Below are 18,622 nucleotides of genomic sequence, written 5' to 3' on the forward strand. Positions count from 1 at the left end.
TGGAATACAGTTTTATAATGCTGCTAACGCTTCCTTAATAGCAAGGATTTTTTGCTCGGCATCGGCTTTTTTCTTGCGTTCCATTTCCACCACCTCCGGCTTTGCATTTTGAACGAATTTTTCATTACTTAGTTTCTTCTCCACCATTGCCAGAAAGCCTTCATAATAAGCTAGATCCTTTTCCAGCTGTTGCTTTTGGGCTGCAGTATCCAGTTCTACATAGGTTTCGACATACAGTTTGTCCTTATCCACCAACACACTAATAGACTTCTCCACCGGTTTATCCGTAAAGCTAATTTTATCCGCATTCACTTGTTTCAATAAAATAGGGAACAGCGGTTGGTACATCGCCTGGTTATCTGTCTGAATATATAATCCTACCGTTTCTTTATTTTTAATATTATTCTTAACTCTTGCATCCCGTACGCCACTAATCAGCTGTTTCAACAGTTCTCCTTGCTGAATGATGTTTTCGTCTGCAGGAGCAATTGGCTCAAACTGTTTTATAGAAAGATCATCATCCTGCTCTTTTAATAAATGATATACTTCTTCCGTAATGAATGGCATATAAGGGTGTAGCAATTGCAGTAATTGCTCAAAGAAATAAACAGTTTTTTGATAAACAGCCGCATCTATTTGCTGCTCAAATCCGGGTTTAACCCATTCCAGATACCAACTACAGAAATCATCCCAAATCAGCGAGTAAATAGTTTTTAAACCTTCGCTCAGTTTAAAGCGATTGTGTAGTTGCGCTACTTCTTCTTTTACTTTGTTTAAACGCTGCTCGAACCACTGTACGGCAAAATGATCATTAGCTTGGTTATCACTCGCCGTATTCTGTTTCTCCTCCCACATTTTCACAAGCTTGAGCGCATTCCATATTTTATTATTGAAGTTACGCCCCTGCTCCAATGATGCTTCATCAAATAGCAAATCATTACCTGCAGGAGATGAAATCATAATGCCAAAACGCACAGCATCGGCACCGTATTTATCAATCAGCTCTAATAAGTCCGGCGAGTTACCTAAGGATTTGGACATTTTTCTGCCCAGCTTATCCCGTACCATGCCGGTAAAATATACATCCCTGAAGGGAATTTCCTTCTGATATTCCAATCCTGCCATTACCATACGTGCTACCCAGAAGAAGATAATATCCTGCCCGGTTACCAGTACGGATGTGGGATAATAATATTTCAGTTCCTCATTGTCGGGAGTAGTAATGCCTTTAAACACCTGAATTGGCCAAAGCCATGAAGAAAACCAAGTGTCCAGCACATCATCATCTTGCTTCAGATCATCGATGGACCATTTGCTATCAGCCGGCAATGTTTTAAAAGCATCTTCTTTAGTTTCGCCTACAACACAGGTACCATCGGGAGTGTACCATGCAGGTATCTGCTGTCCCCACCATAGCTGGCGGCTGATACACCAGTCTTTTACATTTTCCAGCCAATGCTTATAAGTAGCTAAGAATCTGTCTCCGGGATGAATACTGATATCACCATCTACCACAGCTTTCAAAGCCGGCTCTGCCAGTTCCTTCATCTTCAAAAACCACTGAGTGGATATCTTCGGCTCCACTACGGCATTGCTTCTCTGAGAGAATCCGTTTTTATTGGTAATATCTTCTACTTTTACAAGATTACCGGCAACCTCCAAATCCACAGCAATTTTCTTACGCACTTCGAAACGGTCTTCACCCACATACATTTGGGCAGCTTCGCTCAGCGTACCGTCATCATTCAAAGTATCTATAACCTCCAGGTTGTGTTTCAAACCGATATTGTAATCGTTGATGTCATGCGCAGGCGTAATCTTTAAGGCACCTGTTCCAAACTCCATATCCACATACTCGTCAAAAATGATCGGTATGCGACGGTTAATTAGTGGAACAAATGCATAAGCACCTTTCAGGTGTTGATAACGCTCATCATTAGGGTTTACACAAATAGCGGTATCACCTAAAATGGTCTCCGGCCTGGTAGTAGCAATAGTAATGTAGCCATCCTGCCCATCTAACTTATATTGTACATAGTACAATTTACTCTGTACTTCGCGATATTCTACTTCCTCATCACTCAGTGCTGTTTTAGCAACTGGGTCCCAGTTAATCATTCTGGCGCCGCGGTAAATCAACCCTTTTCTATACAGATCTACAAACACCTTAATTACCGCTTTATAATAATCATCATCCATAGTGAATGTAACCCGATTCCAGTCCACACTACACCCCAATCTTTCAATCTGACTATAGATGATACCTCCATATTTTTCTTTCCACTCAAAAGCATATTTTAAAAACTCCTCGCGAGTAAGGGAGCTTTTTTCAATACCTTTTTCACGCAGCATTTGCACCACTTTGGCCTCAGTAGCAATGGAGGCATGGTCGCTACCGGGTACCCAGCAGGCATTATATCCGCTCATACGGGCACGACGCACCAATATGTCCTGCACGGTCTCGTTAAGGGTGTGTCCCATGTGCAGCACACCTGTAACGTTGGGTGGTGGAATAACAACCGTAAAAGGCTTACGGTTATCGGGTTTGCTCTCAAAATACCTTTGTTCTTTCCAACGTTTTGTCCAAAACTGTTCTACCTGAGCGGGTTCAAAATTTTTCGATAATTGCATAGGGTTGCAAATTTACTGTTTGTAATTTTATTTTTTAGAGCAAAACAGGCCGACCTGATATATTTGAGGGGCGGTTATGCTTTTCAAGCTTTATTTTTACTCTATGAGCACCTCCGATGCCAAAAGGTTTGACCGTCTGACTTCGATTCTGATACAACTTCAATCGAAACGGGTGGTAAAAGCCGCCGATATAGCCGAGCGCTTTCAAGTGAGCTTGCGCACAGTGTATCGAGATATTAAAGCCCTTGAACAAGCAGGAATACCCATTTACGGAGAAGCTAGCAAAGGCTACTCGATAATGGAAGGCTACCGCCTGCCTCCGGTAATGTTTAGCGAAGAAGAAGCTTTTTCGCTGCTTACCGCCGAGAAAATGATGGACCGATTTGCCGATGCATCGTCCGCGAAACAATTTAAAGCTGCTATGTATAAAATAAGAGCAGTATTGCGGTACAAAGAAAAAGATCGTCTCGAAGCGGTAGAAAACAGTATTAAAGTGCTACCCAACGATTATATTCCTAAAACCAAGGACGATCTGTATATACAGCGGTTGCTAAAAACTATTGCCGACAAACAAGTAATTAAAATAGGCTATACCAAGGCTGATGCAGAAACCTATACCAATAGGACATTGGAGCCCATAGGCATTTATTATCACGGTAATTACTGGTATCTGGTGGCTTTTTGCAGACTGCGCAACGATTATCGCACTTTCCGAACCGACCGCATCAGCTATCTGAATGTAACCGATGAGGTATTTCATGCCTCCCATCCCACACTAGATAGTTTTATCAACAAACTCAAAAAGGAAAAAGAACTGGAGAAAGTAGTGATTGAAGTGGATACATCAATTCTGAAATATCTGGGGGATCAGAAATATTATTTGGGTTTCCTAAATCAGGAGATTAATGGTGATATTACACGGATGACTTATCTTACCAGCTCCTTAGAAAATTTTGCCCGATATTTTATGATGATAGGCGAATTTGCCACCATTGTAGAGCCACAAAGCTTAAAAGATATATTAGTGAGAAATTTAAAAAATATAGAAAAAAGATTACAATGCTCTTAATTGTTGACAGGGTGCTGTCATAACCTCTTCGTTACTTAGTGTAATAAAAATTTAAACTTATGAAGCATCTGCCAATTTTTGCTCGCGAATTCGAAAATGAAGTATTAATCACCCGAAAGTTTTTAAGTATCCTTCCGGAAGAAAAATTCGACTGGAAACCACATCCTAAAAGCATGTCTTTAAGAGACTTAGCTACACATATAGCAGAGCTGCCCTCATGGATTGTCTCCGTCTTTGATACTACGGAGCTTGATTTTACCGCAGCTGGGAATGCTCCTGCCCCGCTTACAACCCTCGATTCGTTATTGAGTTTTTACGAAAATAACGTCGCTCAAGCTCGAGCTTATTTAAATAATCCGGAAAATGAGTCCAAGTTGCAAGATTACTGGGTTTTACGTACGGGTTCAACCATTCACAGCAATCAGCCCAAAGCAGAAGTTATTCGAATGTGTTTTAACCAAACCGTACATCATCGGGCACAGCTGGGAGTATTTCTCAGGTTATTAAATATTCCCATTCCCGGTACTTATGGTCCCAGTGCAGATGAACTATACTAACCTTCTGCATCAATTGATATAATAAAAAAGCCCGTCGATTTACGACGAGCTTTTAGCTATAATAAGTTTCTATTAATCCATCTTTTCATCTACATTCACAGCAGCACGTAAATATTCTCTATTCAATCTTCCGATATTGGTAATCTTGATTTCTTTCGGACATACGGCTTCGCAAGCTCTGGTATTGGTACAAGCACCGAATCCTTCCTTATCCATTTGTGCCACCATGTTTAATGCACGCATTTCTCTTTCGGGGTCACCTTGAGGCAGCAATGCCAGGTGAGAGATTTTCGCCGATACAAACAGCATGGCCGAAGCGTTTTTACATGCTGCTACGCAAGCGCCACAACCGATACAGGTAGCTGCAGCGAAAGCCTTATCTGCATTTTCTTTCGGTATAGGAATCACATTCCCATCTACCGTAACTCCGGTATTTACCGATATATAACCTCCTGCCTGTATGATACGATCAAAGGCTGATCTGTCCACAATCAAATCCTTTACTACAGGAAATGCATTCGCACGCCAGGGCTCTACTACAATAGTATCGCCATCTTTGAAAGCACGCATATGCAGCTGACAGGTAGTAGTACCGTGCCAGGGACCATGCGGGCGTCCATTGATATACATGGAGCACATACCACAAATCCCTTCCCGACAGTCGTGGTCAAATGCAATAGGCTCTTTACCCTCTTTCACCAACTGCTCATTCAGCACATCAAACATTTCCAAGAAAGACATTTCCGAGGAAATATTTTTTACATGATAGGTTTCAAAACCACCCTTGCTATTTGCATCCTTTTGTTTCCACACCTTCAAGGTGAGGTTCATAGTATAATGTTCCATCTTTAATTAGTTAATTTCAAACTTTGAAGAACTGAACCTTTTGTCAATTCTCAAATAAATACCACGATCTACGAACAAGTAAATATCAATGGTTACAATGAACTATTTATAATTACGCTGGCTAGGCTTAATCACTTCGTACACTAGGTCTTCTTTATGAAGCTCCCAATTGCTTTCGCTGATATATTGCCATGCAGCTACATACATGAATTCGTCATCATGTCTCAAAGCTTCCCCGTCCTCGGTCTGGCTTTCTTCACGGAAGTGACCACCACAGCTTTCTCTACGGTTTAATGCATCAATACACATCAGTTCTGCCAGTTCCAAAAAGTCCGATACCCGATTAGCTTTGTCCAGCTCCGGATTCATTTCATAGATGCCTCCCGGAATGCGCACATGTTTCCAAAACTCTTCTCTCAGTTGTCTTATTTCCCGGATTGCTTCTTGTAGTCCTTGCTCATTACGTGCCATGCCGCACTTATCCCACATAATTTTACCCAGACGTTTGTGGAAGCTTTCTACAGACTGAGTACCCTTCACATTCATCAGGCGCTGGATACGCTCGTTCACGGCAGCTTCGGCTTCAATAAAAGCCTTATCAGTAGTAGGAATGGGCTTCACGGAAATTTCATTAGCCAGATAGTTACCCAAAGTATATGGTAACACAAAGTACCCATCAGCTAAGCCCTGCATTAATGCGGATGCTCCCAGACGGTTGGCTCCGTGATCACTAAAGTTACACTCACCAATTGCGTATAAGCCCTGCACCGTAGTCATCAGCTCATAATCCACCCAAAGACCTCCCATGGTATAGTGAACGGCAGGATAAATACGCATAGGTACTTCGTAAGGATTTTCGCCGGTAATCTTTTCATACATATCAAAAAGGTTACCGTACTCCTCTTTCACCACTTCTTTACCCAAACGCACCAAAGTTTCTTCATCGGGATTTTGAATACCACGCTTATTAGCTTCGGCACGGCCGTATTTATTGATGAGATTGTATCTAAAATCAAGATATACAGCCTGCTTGGTGGTACCTACTCCGTAACCGGCGTCACAACGTTCTTTCGCTGCACGGCTGGCCACATCGCGAGGTACTAAGTTTCCGAACGCTGGATATCTTCTTTCCAGATAGTAATCTCTTTCTTCTTCCGGAATATCATTAGGCTTACGGGTATCATTGGGATTTTTTGGAACCCAGATGCGTCCGTCGTTTCTAAGCGATTCAGACATCAAAGTCAGTTTACTTTGATGATCTCCTGAAACCGGAATACAAGTTGGGTGTATTTGAGTGAAACAAGGATTGGCAAAGAAAGCACCTCTTTTATGTGCTCTCCATGCAGCAGTTACGTTACTTCCCATGGCGTTGGTAGACAGGTAAAATACGTTACCATATCCACCTGTAGCCAGTACTACAGCATGGCCAAAGAATCTTTCAAGTTGTCCGGTTACCAGATTACGAGCTATGATACCGCGGGCTTTACCATCGATGATCACCACATCCAGCATTTCGTGTCGGCTATACATCTGCACATTGCCCAATGCCACCTGACGTTGTAAGGCCTGGTAGGCACCTAATAACAACTGCTGACCTGTTTGTCCCGCAGCATAAAAAGTTCTTTTTACTTGTACACCACCGAAAGAGCGGTTGTTCAACAATCCACCATATTCGCGTGCAAAAGGTACCCCTTGCGCCACGCATTGGTCGATAATATTCACGCTCACTTCGGCCAGACGATGTACGTTGGCCTCACGCGCACGGTAATCGCCTCCTTTGATAGTATCGTAGAACAGACGGAAAACAGAATCTCCATCATTCTGATAATTTTTGGCGGCGTTGATACCACCCTGCGCCGCAATCGAGTGCGCGCGACGAGGAGAATCCTGAAAACAGAAAGCCTTCACACGATACCCCTGCTCACCCAAGCTGGCTGCTGCAGAAGCACCTGCCAAACCTGTACCCACAACAATTACTTCCAGCTTTCTTTTATTGGCCGGGTTCACTAACTTACAATGGCTTTTGTAATTGCTCCATTTTTCTTCCAGCTTGCCCGCCGGTATTTTAGAATCAAGCTTCATTCAATTACGATTTATGATCCGAGATCTGTGAATTCGTATTTATCTCTTCTTATAAGGTCAGCTTCCGTGTAATAACTTACACTTAGCTGTAGTTCTATTACAAATAACTGCTTAGCTAATCCACCCTGCCATAAAACTGATGGGCATCATAATGAATGCACCACAGATAATAATGGCAAAAATCCACCCTGCAACAGTCAACAAATTAATATAACGCTGATTGGTTACACCAAACGTGCGAAAAGCGCTCTGAATACCATGAACTAGGTGCCAGAACAAGGCGATAACCCCGATGATGTAAATAATGCTAATAACAGGGAAGCTGGTAAACTTATACGCCATTTCAGCGTACAGATTGTGAAACTCTTTAGCACCTTCGGCGCCTGCAGGCACAATCTGATTCGTAGCCAGATCTATATATACAGGCTCCAGCCCTCCAAAACGGGAAGGTATCCAGAAGTCTGTAAGGTGTACCACCAGAAAAATCAGAATAATAGAACCTAAAATTCCCATGGCTCTGCTATACCACTTACTACCTCTGTTGCCCAGTTTTATAGCGTAACCTATTTTACGTTTGCTGCGATTTTGTACTTCCAGTACTAATCCCTGTATAATATGTAAAAGGAAAAATACAAAAAGACCAATCTCTAAGATACGAGGAACGATGCTAGCACCCATGAAGTGAGCAGCCTTGTTAAACATCACCCCACCGTCATTAGCCCATATACAGGCATTTAAACCGGCATGTACTACCAAAAAGGCCACTAAAAAAAGCCCCGAACCGGCCATTATAATTTTCTTTCCTACGCTCGAAGTAAAAATTTGGGACCACTTCATATATGATTACTCTAAATTGTGAATGCCACAAAAATAGCACAGAATTGTGAAAAGTTTACAAAAATGTGACAAATCGGTATGAAAACGATTGAAGGCTACAGTGGTAGCCTTCGAGATAACTCATCATCTATCTTCTTAAAAAGATGATAGGGCTTGTATACGCGCCAGTTCTCAATGTTCATGAGTTCCACATATCGGTTGAGTCGCAACCTGTTGAAATCATATTGGGTCTGAATGGGCATATTCAGGCAAATAATCCACCCTTCTTGATCAGCTAACTCATCGTACAATTCTTCATAATACTCGCTATCACTACTGTGGAAGTTCATTACGTTTTCTACAATTAAAATGAACTTATAAATCCCCTCCTTCATAAATACTTCCAGCACCTTCCTCTTCAGTGTCATGATATCATTTTCTACAGCATCATTCCACTCACCTATCATTTCAATGATAACATACCCTTCATCGTAATCGGCCATCAATACCTTCAGATATAACGTATTGCTACCAAAATAATCCCATTGAGGATGTATATAATAATTATAGATAGTGGATGAATATTCAAACTGAGAATGCTCTATACCGTAAAAGGGAGAACGTTCATCCTCTTCGCTCACATAAATGTGTTGCCAGTTATAATATGGTTCCAGATCGTGCATTTGTAGGGCAAAGTAAATCCATTTACACAAATCTTGATGAACTTACCAACTTTTAACAATATGGTTATTTTCTTTCTTCGAGTAGCCAAGATTTCAATGCTTCAAATTCAGGCTTCATCAATATTGATTTTTTAGGACGATGCATCATCTCTTCTAAAACGGCAGGCACCTCAACATCTTTTCCGGTAGCCTCCTTTACAGCATCGGGGAATTTTACCGGATGGGCTGTTTCCAGTATAAAGCCTCTTTCTGTAGAATGGTTCTCAAGATAGCGTTCCAATGCGAGATATGCTACTGCACCATGCGGCTCTAATGTATATTGATACTTTTCAGCCACTATTTTGATAGTAGCTAGTGTCTCCGCATCTGTGATAGTATATGCAGATAAGTTGTTCTTGAGTTCGGGAAATTGTTTATTATAGAGCTCGATAATTCTTATAAAATTGCTTGGATTGCCTACATCCATGGCGTTGGATAAAGTAGGCGTAGTTTGCTTAGGCACCAGCTCTTGTGTCTGCAAGTAGTGCGATACGATATCATTGACATTACAGGCCGCGATGAAGTGCCCCAAAGGTAATCCCGTTACTTTAGCCAGCATCCCCGCGCAGATATTTCCAAAGTTACCACTAGGCACACAAACCACAGGCGAAATAGATTTTTCTTTCCACTGCTTATACGCTAAGAAATAATAAATCTGTTGCGGTAACCAACGAGCTACATTTATAGAATTGGCCGAAGTAAGAAACTTTTGCTCATTGATTTCCTTATCGGCAAAAGCCTGCTTCACCATGCGCTGACAATCATCAAAGCTGCCATCTACTTCCAGTGCCGTAATATTATTACCCAGTGTAGTGAGTTGCTTTTCCTGGACAGGGCTCACACGGCCTTTGGGATACAATATCACCACATTCACATTCTCCACATTATAAAAGCCATTAGCCACGGCACCGCCGGTATCACCGGAGGTAGCTACCAGTACTGTTACTTCGCGATCCTCATTTCTTAAAAAATATCCCAAACAACGACTCATAAAACGGGCACCTACATCTTTAAAAGCAAGTGTAGGCCCATGAAATAACTCCAACGAAGCAATTTGGTCGTTGATGTTATTTAAAGGGATGGGAAAACTGATGGTTTCTTTTACAATTCTGTAAAGATTTTCATCATCGATGGAACCTGCCACATAGGGCTTCATTACTTCAAATGCAATATTAACATCTGCAATGCTTTCGATGTTTTTGATCAATGTCTCATTAACTCTAGGGAGTTTCTCAGGAAAATACAATCCTTTATCCGGAGCTTGTCCTTGTATGGCAGCATCTTTAAACGAAACAATCGGTGATTGCTGATTCAGGCTATAATAATTCATTTCAATTTACAATTGTAATAATACAAGATTCGTTATCGCTTTATAAGCACTTCATACTATTAAGCAATTTCTTCTACACCGTTTTTGTTAATGGTGGTCACATACACATAGTTTTCAATACCGAGTCCATCGTACACACTTTTCATGATCTCTCCTACCTTTTGTGCTGTAGCTTCTGCATCGCTTAACATAAATATAGACGGCCCCGAACCGGAGATACCTCCCCCCAGAGCACCTGCTTCTTTACACTTTTGTTTTACTTCATCAAATGCGGGGATTAGAATACTACGCACCGGTTCTATAATTACATCCTCCATCGAACGACCGATTAAATCCTTATCGTTACTCATAAAACCGGCTACCAGCCCAGCAATATTTCCCCATTGCTTAATAGCATCCTTCAGGTAAACCTGTTTCCGCAAAATCTGACGGGCATCGGATGTCCGCACTTCTATCTGTGGATGCACTACCGTTACATACAAATCAGGACTTGCCAATGGCACAATATCTAGCGGATGAATAGAGCGAATTAGCGTAATTCCACCCAAGATACAAGGAGTAATATTATCAGCATGCTTTACGCCGGTAGCCAGTTTTTCACCAATCATGGCTAGCTGTACCAGCTCATCACGCGAAAAAATGTTGCCCAGTAATTTATTTGCTCCTACTGCAGCACCGGCTGCACTAGCCGCACTAGATCCCAATCCACTACCGGGCTTTATGTGTTTTTCTATGACAACCTTTATTCCTTTATTAATACCTGCCTTTTCCAAAGCAGCCAACAATACCACCCCAGCTACGTTATTCTCAGGATCGGTAGGTAAATTAAAATCGTCTCTGTTTTCAATCACTACACCCGGTGTATCAATAAGCTCAAACTCCATAATGTCGTAAGGCTTATCGAGAGCCAATCCTAGGATATCAAATCCACATACCAGGTTGGCTACTGTTCCGGGAGATTTTATCTTAATACTCATAATTACTTCAGTTTACTACCAAAATTTAGGAGCTTATTGGGCCGCCCTTACTATATCAGCAAATACGCCACTAGCAGTCACATCAGCACCGGCACCAGCGCCTTTAATTACTAATGGCTGCTCGGCGTAGCGGGAAGTATAGAACAGCACCACATTGTCTTTTCCATATAGATTGTACAAATCATTATCTGGGCTGATATGTTGCAGACCTACTGCCGCTTTTCCATTTTCAAAAGTGGCTACAAATTTAAGCTTGCAATTTTTCTCCTTTGCCTCCTCCAACAATTTCCTGAAGTGTGCCTCATGGCGCTGCATACATTCGTAGAACGCTTCTACCGAACCTTCCATGCATTCAGCAGGCAGGAAAGCATTATTCACAATGTCCGACATTTCCATCTCATATCCAGCCTCCCGTGCCAGAATCAGGATTTTTCTCATCACATCAGTACCTCCCAAATCCAGTCGAGGATCAGGCTCAGTATAGCCCTCGGCTTGGGCCTGTCTTACCACCTCAGAAAAAGAACGACTACCGTCATAATGATTGAATACGTAATTGAGAGTTCCGCTCAATACTGCTTCTATTTTATGTACTTTATCGCCGCTATGTACCAGATCATTTAAAGTACCTATTACCGGCAATCCGGCGCCGACGTTGGTTTCGAACAAAAATTTGCAGTTATACGCGCTTGCCAGCTCTTTCAATCTTTTATATATTTTATACTCCGATGAAGCAGCAATCTTATTACATGCCACCACAGATACACTTTTCTGTAAAAATCGATCGTATACTGCCGCAACCTCTGCATTAGCCGAAATGTCTACAAATATGGAGTTACGCAGATTGTGCGAAAGTGCTATTTCTACAAAATCCTGCAGTGACGCGGGTTGTGCCTTAGGTAGCTCTTCCTTCCAACTTTTTAGATCGATACCCTTTTTATGGAACATCATATTGCGGCTGTTACTAATCCCCACCACATTTATCTTCAACTTTAAACGTTCCTGCAACCAAGCATTTTGCTGATCGATCTGCTCCAATAATTTAGATCCCACATTACCCACTCCTACAATAAACAGGTGCACCTGTTTGTAAGTGGTTTCAAAAAAGTCTTCGTGCAATACATTAATAGCCTTTGCTACATCCTCGGTCGACACAACGGCACTGATATTCTTCTCAGAAGAACCCTGTGCAATAGCCCTCACGTTAATACCATTTCTTCCCAAAGCACTGAACATACGCCCGCTTACACCCGGATGGCTTTTCATCTGCTCTCCTACTAAAGCCACGATCGACAATCCGGTTTCAACTTTTAAAGGATCCACCAACTGCAATGCCTGCTCTCCTGCAAAAGCTGCATCCACGGCTTGCTTAGCGAGCTCTGCCTTAGAGGCATCAACAGCCACACATATGGAATGCTCCGAAGAACTTTGTGTAATCAATATGACATTGATGCGCTCCTGACTCAAGGCCTCAAACAATCTTTTGGAAAATCCAGGTATCCCCACCATACCGCTTCCTTCCAGGCTCAGCAATGCAATATTATTGATGCTTGAAATGCCGCGCACAATATTCTCAGATGCAGCGGCCACTACCGATTGTTCATCATTTACTATTAAAGTACCAGGATCTTCGGGAGCAAAAGTATTTTTAATCCATACCGGTATATTTTTGTTCATCACTGGCTGTAGTGTAGGCGGATATATAACTTTCGCACCAAAATGCGAAAGCTCCATAGCTTCTCCGTAAGAAATGCGGTCAATCACCTTTGCATTGGCAGCCAAACGTGGATCGGCGGTCATCATACCGCTCACATCAGTCCAAATTTCAAGCGTGTCGGCATTCAGCGCAGCCGCAATAATAGCCGCAGTGTAATCCGAGCCACCACGCCCTATGGTAGTGGTAATACCCTTCTCATTGCTTGCAATAAATCCGGAAACGATATATACATCACAAGATTTATGATCCAATGTACGCGCGATATTGGGCAAAGTCAAGGAAAAATCAACTTGCGCCTGTGTGTAATTACTATTGGTTTTTATCATCTCCCGGGCGTCCACCCATTGCACTTTTACACCATCAAATTGCATATAAGCTGCAATAATCTGCGAGGACAACCATTCACCGTAAGCAGCTAGTCTGTCCTTAATACGGGGTGTAATCTCATTCAACAGAAAAATCCCGTTACAAATGTCTTCAATTTCATTAACTGCAGTTTTCACTATACTCAATAAGTGACTTTGATGTGCTACTGGGATGAGCGCTTTTACCGTATCGAAATGCCGTTTTTCAATTTCAGCAATCAATTGCTTGTAATCTTCATTACCCTCTGCAGCAAAAGCAGCCGATTTTAAAAGCATATCCGTCAGTCCACCCAAAGCCGATACTACTACAACTGCTTTATCCTCTCTGATAGTATTCTTTACAATAGATACAACCTTACTGATATTTTCCGCATTGGCTACAGATGTGCCACCAAATTTTAAAACCTTCATGGTTTGAAACAATTAAAGTTAAATGTTTAGGATTTTCTTTCAGAACAGCCTCCGAGGGCCCGAGAATGGTAATATAATAGCGTACAACCCTTAACGGGTTGTGGTAATGGTGGTAGTGGTGGTTGTGGACACCACCAAAATAATAGCAGTAGTATGTGTATAAGTTACTTGCATGAGCGGCACAAGATAATACAGGAATTGATTACAAACAAATTTTTTTGATTTTTTTTCTACGACAGCTTGACCAAAACACATATAAAAAACGGAAAAGGACAATTATCGCCCTTTTCCGTTTAAGCTAAAATTAATTTAGCGAAACGTCGTACAGTATTAGAAATCCTTTACACACCTGAATCCTACCGTAGCATTTCTTTCAAATCCCGGAGAAACTCTTAAAAGAAACTGTCTGAAATGCACCTCACGCGGTCCACCCTGAACATACCACCAGCTAGAAGTGGGATTATAATAAGAGCCGCCTTTCATAATTATATAGGTATAATTGCCTACCTGATAAATATCATTAGTAAGCTGCCATACACAGCCACTTAAATCATACAGACCATTGGGATTTACACCGTTTTTATACTTCCCTACAGGATACAGCTTGCCATCGCCTGTATTTGCTTGTGTACTATCCACTCCTTTTATTTTAAAAACTGTAAGGGTTCCTGTAACCGGCTCTTCTTCTCTCACAATGCCTTTTGCATCTTTTGTCCAGGGCCAGTCTCGGTAATCCGTGGTTTGCGCTGCATACTGCCATTCCACCTAAGTAGGCAATCGCTTACCGGCCCAATTAGCGTAGGCAACAGCATCTTCATAACTTACATGCACAACAGGATAGTGTTCCTCCCCAGAAACAGGTTTTCCATCTTTCCAATGCTTTAAGAAATTTACTGTATCCTTAGGCTGATAGCCACTGCTTTTCAGAAACTCATAATACTGTGCATTCGTTACGGGATATCGGTCCATCATGAAAGACGGCATATGATATACCTGCCCTTGATTGTAGGAGGGATATGGGATAAATTCGTCACCATTGGTAGCCTTAAAGGTAAATGTCCCTGCTGGAATTCTCACCATATCTTTTTCCTTGCCATTGGCTTTAGGTGTTCTACTCACTTTACTATTCAGCCTGGGAGTACCGGGTAAAATCTCATGAATATTTTCATCCAATAATATACCATTTGAAAATAGCTGCACTACAAATTTCCCCTCAAAAAGACCAAAATGCTCTAGCAATTTTATGGCATGCTTGCCGGCCTTTACCGTATAAGGAGTCTTTTCATATGAAGGATTACCGGCCCATATGCAAATACTATCACCTCTATCAGCATCTATATAAAGTGTATCGCCGAACAGTTGCGTACTAAGTAGAAGAGGAAATTGCGCTATACAATCCACAGCACCTTCATTATTAGTTCCTAAATATTTTTTGCTAAAGGCATCCGTTTCTACGGGTATATACACTTTACCGTTAATTACTTTCGGTTTTATTTCCTTATGATGCCAGATATCTACAAAATGCTTATCTGCAGCCGTATCCACTTCAAAGAGATAATCCATAAACCCTTCGGGGATGATGCTATAAATCGTATAAATGGTCTTCTCCTCACCAGGCCATTTATTGACGTATATAGAATCCCTTAAGGTGGGGATTAGTGGGGTGTAGTTCTTAGCGGTAAAATTATAGGTATTCTCTCGCAGAATACGACTCGTACGCCCGAGGTATCTGTATTGTTCATCTGCCCACTCTGGCTTACCCGGCCTGAAAATATTTAATTCAGTACCGTAGCCATTAAAAAAAGCGGTAGCATACTCTCGCTGAATAGGCTCCTTGAATAATTCTGCTACACGAAAAATAGCAAAATCGGGCTTTATAAATTTTGTAATACTTAGCAAAGGGGGATAATATAATGCATTATGTACTCTTCCTGATACAATTCCTTGCATATCCTTTGGCACCGCCATTCCCTCACTGTACATGATCACGTCCTTCTTCACTCCATCTGCAGCCTCTTGCAATTCCTTACTCGACTCACCCTTTGTATCTAAGATGGCCCCATCACTATTGGTATTACGAATAATATCGGCTAGACCCAACACATGATCTTCAGCACGCGTACTCTCATCCCAAGGATTATATGCCACAAACATCTTTGTGTTCATCATGTGACAGGTATCCACCAATCGTCTAATCTGCTCCATTCCACCAGGGAGATCCCTAAACATGTCAAATTGATTACGCTGATCCAAACCCAACGTTGGCCAAGTAGGCCAAATACCAATTACATCATCACCACCGTATAATTTTCTGCCTTTTCTTAAAAAATCTCCTAAATGAAATTTACCATCCGCTGCGTTATAATAATCCTTATCCCATGCCATCATGAGATGCATCACATACGCATGACGGATCCATTTTAAATCCTCTCGCTCAAATAATGAACTATCGAAGCTGTCAACATCATAAAGATAACGTTCTTGAAACATGAGTCGTAAACCCTCTTGCCAAGAACCTTTATAATAATCAACATACAAATGATAACTAAGGGAACCTCCCGGTTCTAACACATTTTCAAATCTGGATATAGCAGTTTTTACTGCTGACTTACGATCTCGTCGCATCAAAGCACATATAGACTTTGATGTGGTAGCATCCCAAGCACTAAATCCAAGTTCCCATGCATTATCGGGCAAAATACAATTGACAGGAGTGCGCCACGAAAGAAAAATATGAGAGCGCGATAAGCCATGTTCCCCATAGCCTGTTATGTAAGCATTTTTGGCCTGAGTACCGAATGGCACAACATTTCTAAGATTTATTTTTTTATCAGAAACGTTTTGAAACGTAACAACTGCTTTATATCCGGGAGAAAAATCATTCTCTGGACGCACCGTTACTTTTATCAATGCTTTAACTTCAGAAGGTAAAACTGGTTTTTTGTCAAGCTCAAAAGACACAATTGGTAAAGGCGTAGGCAATAGAATATCATCAATTGCTGTAACCGTAGCCTCGTCGCTTATCTTTATCACCTTGGGGCTTTGGGCGCCTACAACACTTACGATAAATATACATAGCGTAGCAAACCATGTATGACGATAGGTAATTCTCATATAATTTATCAGTTTCGTATTACCGGAAATTCAGCAACTCTCAATATAGTGCATCCAAAAGGGATCAGTACTATTTTGTGCTCCGGCAACTCGCGCAACAATGAGCTACCTGAAACGGTGTTACCATTAGGCTGTGGCCCTGCCATATTATTATACATTGTCCAAAATGGAAGTTGTCGACCGACTGTTTCTATGTGTATAGGAGCATTTTGCGCGCGCCATGGATAAACGTCTTTAGATATATGTTGCTTTACCACCTTAAAATGTTCCTTTACATTTCTAACAGCATTTTCGGTAAATCCAAAATTCCAGGGCGTAGTAGGCTCATAGGTCACATATGTTGTACCGAATTTTGAATCTTTATCGGAGAAACGATGCTCTTCCTTTTTTCCATCCACCTTTAGTGCGTACACCAGAGGACCTCTTTCTACTGCTACCGATTGTTCATACCACCTAGACAGCGTCACTTCCATGGACAATTGCAGCTCAACTACATCGCCATTTCTCCATTCTTTGTCAAGTATGATGATGCCGTCTTTAACATCCACTGCTTGAGAATGACCATTTATTGAAATTTTAGGAGAAGAACACCACTTGGGGATACGAAAATGAAAAGGAAATCTTACCGCTGCATGCTTTTCAAATTGTATTGTGAATCGAATCGTTTCATCGAAAGGATAAAAAGTTTCTTCTCTTATAGTTACGGGAATACCCGGCCCCACTTTCAAGTTCACCACACTTGGTGCGTATACCAATGCAGCCACACCATTATCGCTAGTAGCAAACCACAAGTGCTGCGTAAACTTAGGCCAGCCCTGATGCATATTAGATGTACAGCAGGGAAAACCTGTTAAAAATCCATAGAGAACATCAGTCTCTGCATGATTAATATCAAAATTGCGAATATCTCTACTAATCTTTACCTGATTTATTTGCTGAAAGTACTGTCTATTGATAAAATGCTCATCAATCTGAGAAGGTAATACATTAAAGGCGATACGCTCTAAATGATCTGCAAAATCGACATCTCCCGTAATGACCAGCATATTCTCCAATGAATACATCAACTCCACAGCGGAGCAGAGCTCCGACCCCTGCGTAGGATTTGCTCCATGCATCATTTCGTCGGCACCGTACATACCAGTTGGAAAACCATGATAGTGCTTTAAGAGTTGTAGTCCAGTCTTTACAGATTGCACATCACTTATATCACCTGATTTTTGATAGTAAATAATGGGAGATTTTAACCCTTGAGCAAGGTTCACTCCGTGCATATTGTTAAATCGGGATATAATGGCTTCTGTTGTGAGATATGTTTTAAAGTCGAAAGTCTGCTTATGAATTAGATCTCCCAGTTCTAACAAGAACTTCTCTCCCGTAATATTATACAGCCAGTACACCACATTCAGATTATCTGCAGCCCTATATTCGGCCCAGAAACTCCAATGGCCTAAGGGTTTTTGCGGTAGCGTATTCAGCTGATATCGGAAATACTTTAATAATAGATCTATAATACGTTTATCATTAGTAGCTGAATAATATTGTTGGAGCACCTTCAACATCACCATCTTCGGCCACCAATCTTGTGCACGATCGCGCTGTAAACCAGGCTCCGGACCATAATCGGTCAAGGGCCCAAAATATCCGTTAGGCTGTTGACTCTTTATTGCCCACTCAATCCAGGGCTGTGTTTTCGCAATCAGCTCCTTTGAATCGAGAATATAAGCTAAGGGCAATAACCCATCGATCCAATAGGGCCCACGCTCCCATTGATCGCCATCTCCACCCAGCCAACCATTTCGGGGCCCCATTACACTGGGATAAAGTTCATCGAGCTTTCCTGTAGCACCATTTTTTTGTCTTATAAGCATCTCTTCCAACCAGCCACGTGCTTTGATACTACCTAGAGGTAATTCAATGTACTTTTTGGGCACTAAAGGTGGTCGATTATTCATATAATTTTGTCCCATAGTATTATAAACACAACT

General features: G+C 41.6%; 11 protein-coding genes and 1 pseudogene. 2 read left to right on the plus strand and 10 right to left on the minus strand.

What is annotated here, in order from left to right:
* Positions 1–12 precede the first annotated feature (12 nt).
* Positions 13–2,631, minus strand: coding sequence for a valine--tRNA ligase (locus PIECOFPK_RS14080; protein WP_330973630.1), 2,619 nt, complete (start codon positions 2,629–2,631; stop codon positions 13–15).
* A gap of 103 nt (positions 2,632–2,734) precedes the next feature.
* Between PIECOFPK_RS14080 and PIECOFPK_RS14085 the strand changes: the two genes are divergently transcribed.
* Together PIECOFPK_RS14085 and PIECOFPK_RS14090 are read left to right on the plus strand one after the other, a co-directional pair.
* Positions 2,735–3,700 carry a helix-turn-helix transcriptional regulator gene (locus tag PIECOFPK_RS14085; RefSeq protein ID WP_409966191.1) on the plus strand — a complete coding sequence of 322 codons (966 nt, stop codon included), beginning with the start codon at positions 2,735–2,737 and terminating at the stop codon, positions 3,698–3,700.
* Between the two features lie 59 nt (positions 3,701–3,759).
* The gene (locus tag PIECOFPK_RS14090; protein WP_409966192.1) at positions 3,760–4,257 is read left to right on the plus strand and encodes a DinB family protein; all 498 of its coding nucleotides are present in this window, start codon (positions 3,760–3,762) and stop codon (positions 4,255–4,257) included.
* Between the two features lie 72 nt (positions 4,258–4,329).
* Here the strand turns inward: PIECOFPK_RS14090 and PIECOFPK_RS14095 are convergent, their stop codons facing one another.
* From PIECOFPK_RS14095 to PIECOFPK_RS14135, 9 genes and pseudogenes are all read right to left on the minus strand, one after another.
* Complete coding sequence (locus PIECOFPK_RS14095) at positions 4,330–5,103, minus strand: succinate dehydrogenase/fumarate reductase iron-sulfur subunit (RefSeq protein ID WP_330973627.1); 774 nt, start codon at positions 5,101–5,103, stop codon at positions 4,330–4,332.
* A gap of 102 nt (positions 5,104–5,205) precedes the next feature.
* Positions 5,206–7,185 (minus strand): fumarate reductase/succinate dehydrogenase flavoprotein subunit, encoded by a 1,980-nt coding sequence (locus PIECOFPK_RS14100; RefSeq protein ID WP_330973626.1) that lies wholly within the window; start codon positions 7,183–7,185, stop codon positions 5,206–5,208.
* Positions 7,186–7,296: 111 nt separating this feature from the next.
* Positions 7,297–8,022, minus strand: a complete 726-nt coding sequence (locus PIECOFPK_RS14105; protein ID WP_330973625.1) for a succinate dehydrogenase cytochrome b subunit — start codon at positions 8,020–8,022, stop codon at positions 7,297–7,299.
* A gap of 95 nt (positions 8,023–8,117) precedes the next feature.
* Positions 8,118–8,684 carry a hypothetical protein gene (locus PIECOFPK_RS14110; protein WP_409966193.1) on the minus strand — a complete coding sequence of 189 codons (567 nt, stop codon included), beginning with the start codon at positions 8,682–8,684 and terminating at the stop codon, positions 8,118–8,120.
* Positions 8,685–8,748: 64 nt separating this feature from the next.
* Positions 8,749–10,053 (minus strand): threonine synthase, encoded by a 1,305-nt coding sequence (gene thrC, locus PIECOFPK_RS14115; RefSeq protein WP_409966194.1) that lies wholly within the window; start codon positions 10,051–10,053, stop codon positions 8,749–8,751.
* A gap of 59 nt (positions 10,054–10,112) precedes the next feature.
* Positions 10,113–11,030: a homoserine kinase gene (locus tag PIECOFPK_RS14120; RefSeq protein WP_330973622.1), complete on the minus strand. Its 918-nt coding sequence runs from the start codon at positions 11,028–11,030 to the stop codon at positions 10,113–10,115.
* A gap of 33 nt (positions 11,031–11,063) precedes the next feature.
* A complete protein-coding gene (gene thrA / locus PIECOFPK_RS14125; protein WP_330973621.1) occupies positions 11,064–13,520 on the minus strand; it encodes a bifunctional aspartate kinase/homoserine dehydrogenase I in 2,457 nt (818 codons plus the stop codon).
* A 330-nt stretch (positions 13,521–13,850) separates the two neighbouring features.
* A pseudogene (locus PIECOFPK_RS14130) lies at positions 13,851–16,634 on the minus strand (formylglycine-generating enzyme family protein).
* An 8-nt stretch (positions 16,635–16,642) separates the two neighbouring features.
* On the minus strand, positions 16,643–18,589 hold the full coding sequence (locus PIECOFPK_RS14135) for a beta-L-arabinofuranosidase domain-containing protein (protein ID WP_409966195.1): 1,947 nt from the start codon (positions 18,587–18,589) through the stop codon (positions 16,643–16,645).
* Positions 18,590–18,622 lie beyond the last annotated feature (33 nt).

Source organism: Chitinophagaceae bacterium C216, from assembly GCA_028485475.2.
In the GTDB taxonomy this organism is placed as follows: domain Bacteria; phylum Bacteroidota; class Bacteroidia; order Chitinophagales; family Chitinophagaceae; genus Niabella; species Niabella composti.

Excerpts from the sequence above, each read along its gene's own strand:
- PIECOFPK_RS14080 (WP_330973630.1), bottom strand. The coding sequence starts at position 2,631 with ATGCAATTATCGAAAAATTTTGAACCCGCTCAGGTAGAACAGTTTTGG.
- PIECOFPK_RS14085 (WP_409966191.1), top strand. The coding sequence starts at position 2,735 with ATGAGCACCTCCGATGCCAAAAGGTTTGACCGTCTGACTTCGATTCTG.
- PIECOFPK_RS14090 (WP_409966192.1), top strand. The coding sequence starts at position 3,760 with ATGAAGCATCTGCCAATTTTTGCTCGCGAATTCGAAAATGAAGTATTA.
- PIECOFPK_RS14095 (WP_330973627.1), bottom strand. The coding sequence starts at position 5,103 with ATGGAACATTATACTATGAACCTCACCTTGAAGGTGTGGAAACAAAAG.
- PIECOFPK_RS14100 (WP_330973626.1), bottom strand. The coding sequence starts at position 7,185 with ATGAAGCTTGATTCTAAAATACCGGCGGGCAAGCTGGAAGAAAAATGG.
- PIECOFPK_RS14105 (WP_330973625.1), bottom strand. The coding sequence starts at position 8,022 with ATGAAGTGGTCCCAAATTTTTACTTCGAGCGTAGGAAAGAAAATTATA.
- PIECOFPK_RS14110 (WP_409966193.1), bottom strand. The coding sequence starts at position 8,684 with ATGCACGATCTGGAACCATATTATAACTGGCAACACATTTATGTGAGC.
- thrC (WP_409966194.1), bottom strand. The coding sequence starts at position 10,053 with ATGAATTATTATAGCCTGAATCAGCAATCACCGATTGTTTCGTTTAAA.
- PIECOFPK_RS14120 (WP_330973622.1), bottom strand. The coding sequence starts at position 11,030 with ATGAGTATTAAGATAAAATCTCCCGGAACAGTAGCCAACCTGGTATGT.
- thrA (WP_330973621.1), bottom strand. The coding sequence starts at position 13,520 with ATGAAGGTTTTAAAATTTGGTGGCACATCTGTAGCCAATGCGGAAAAT.
- PIECOFPK_RS14135 (WP_409966195.1), bottom strand. The coding sequence starts at position 18,589 with ATGAATAATCGACCACCTTTAGTGCCCAAAAAGTACATTGAATTACCT.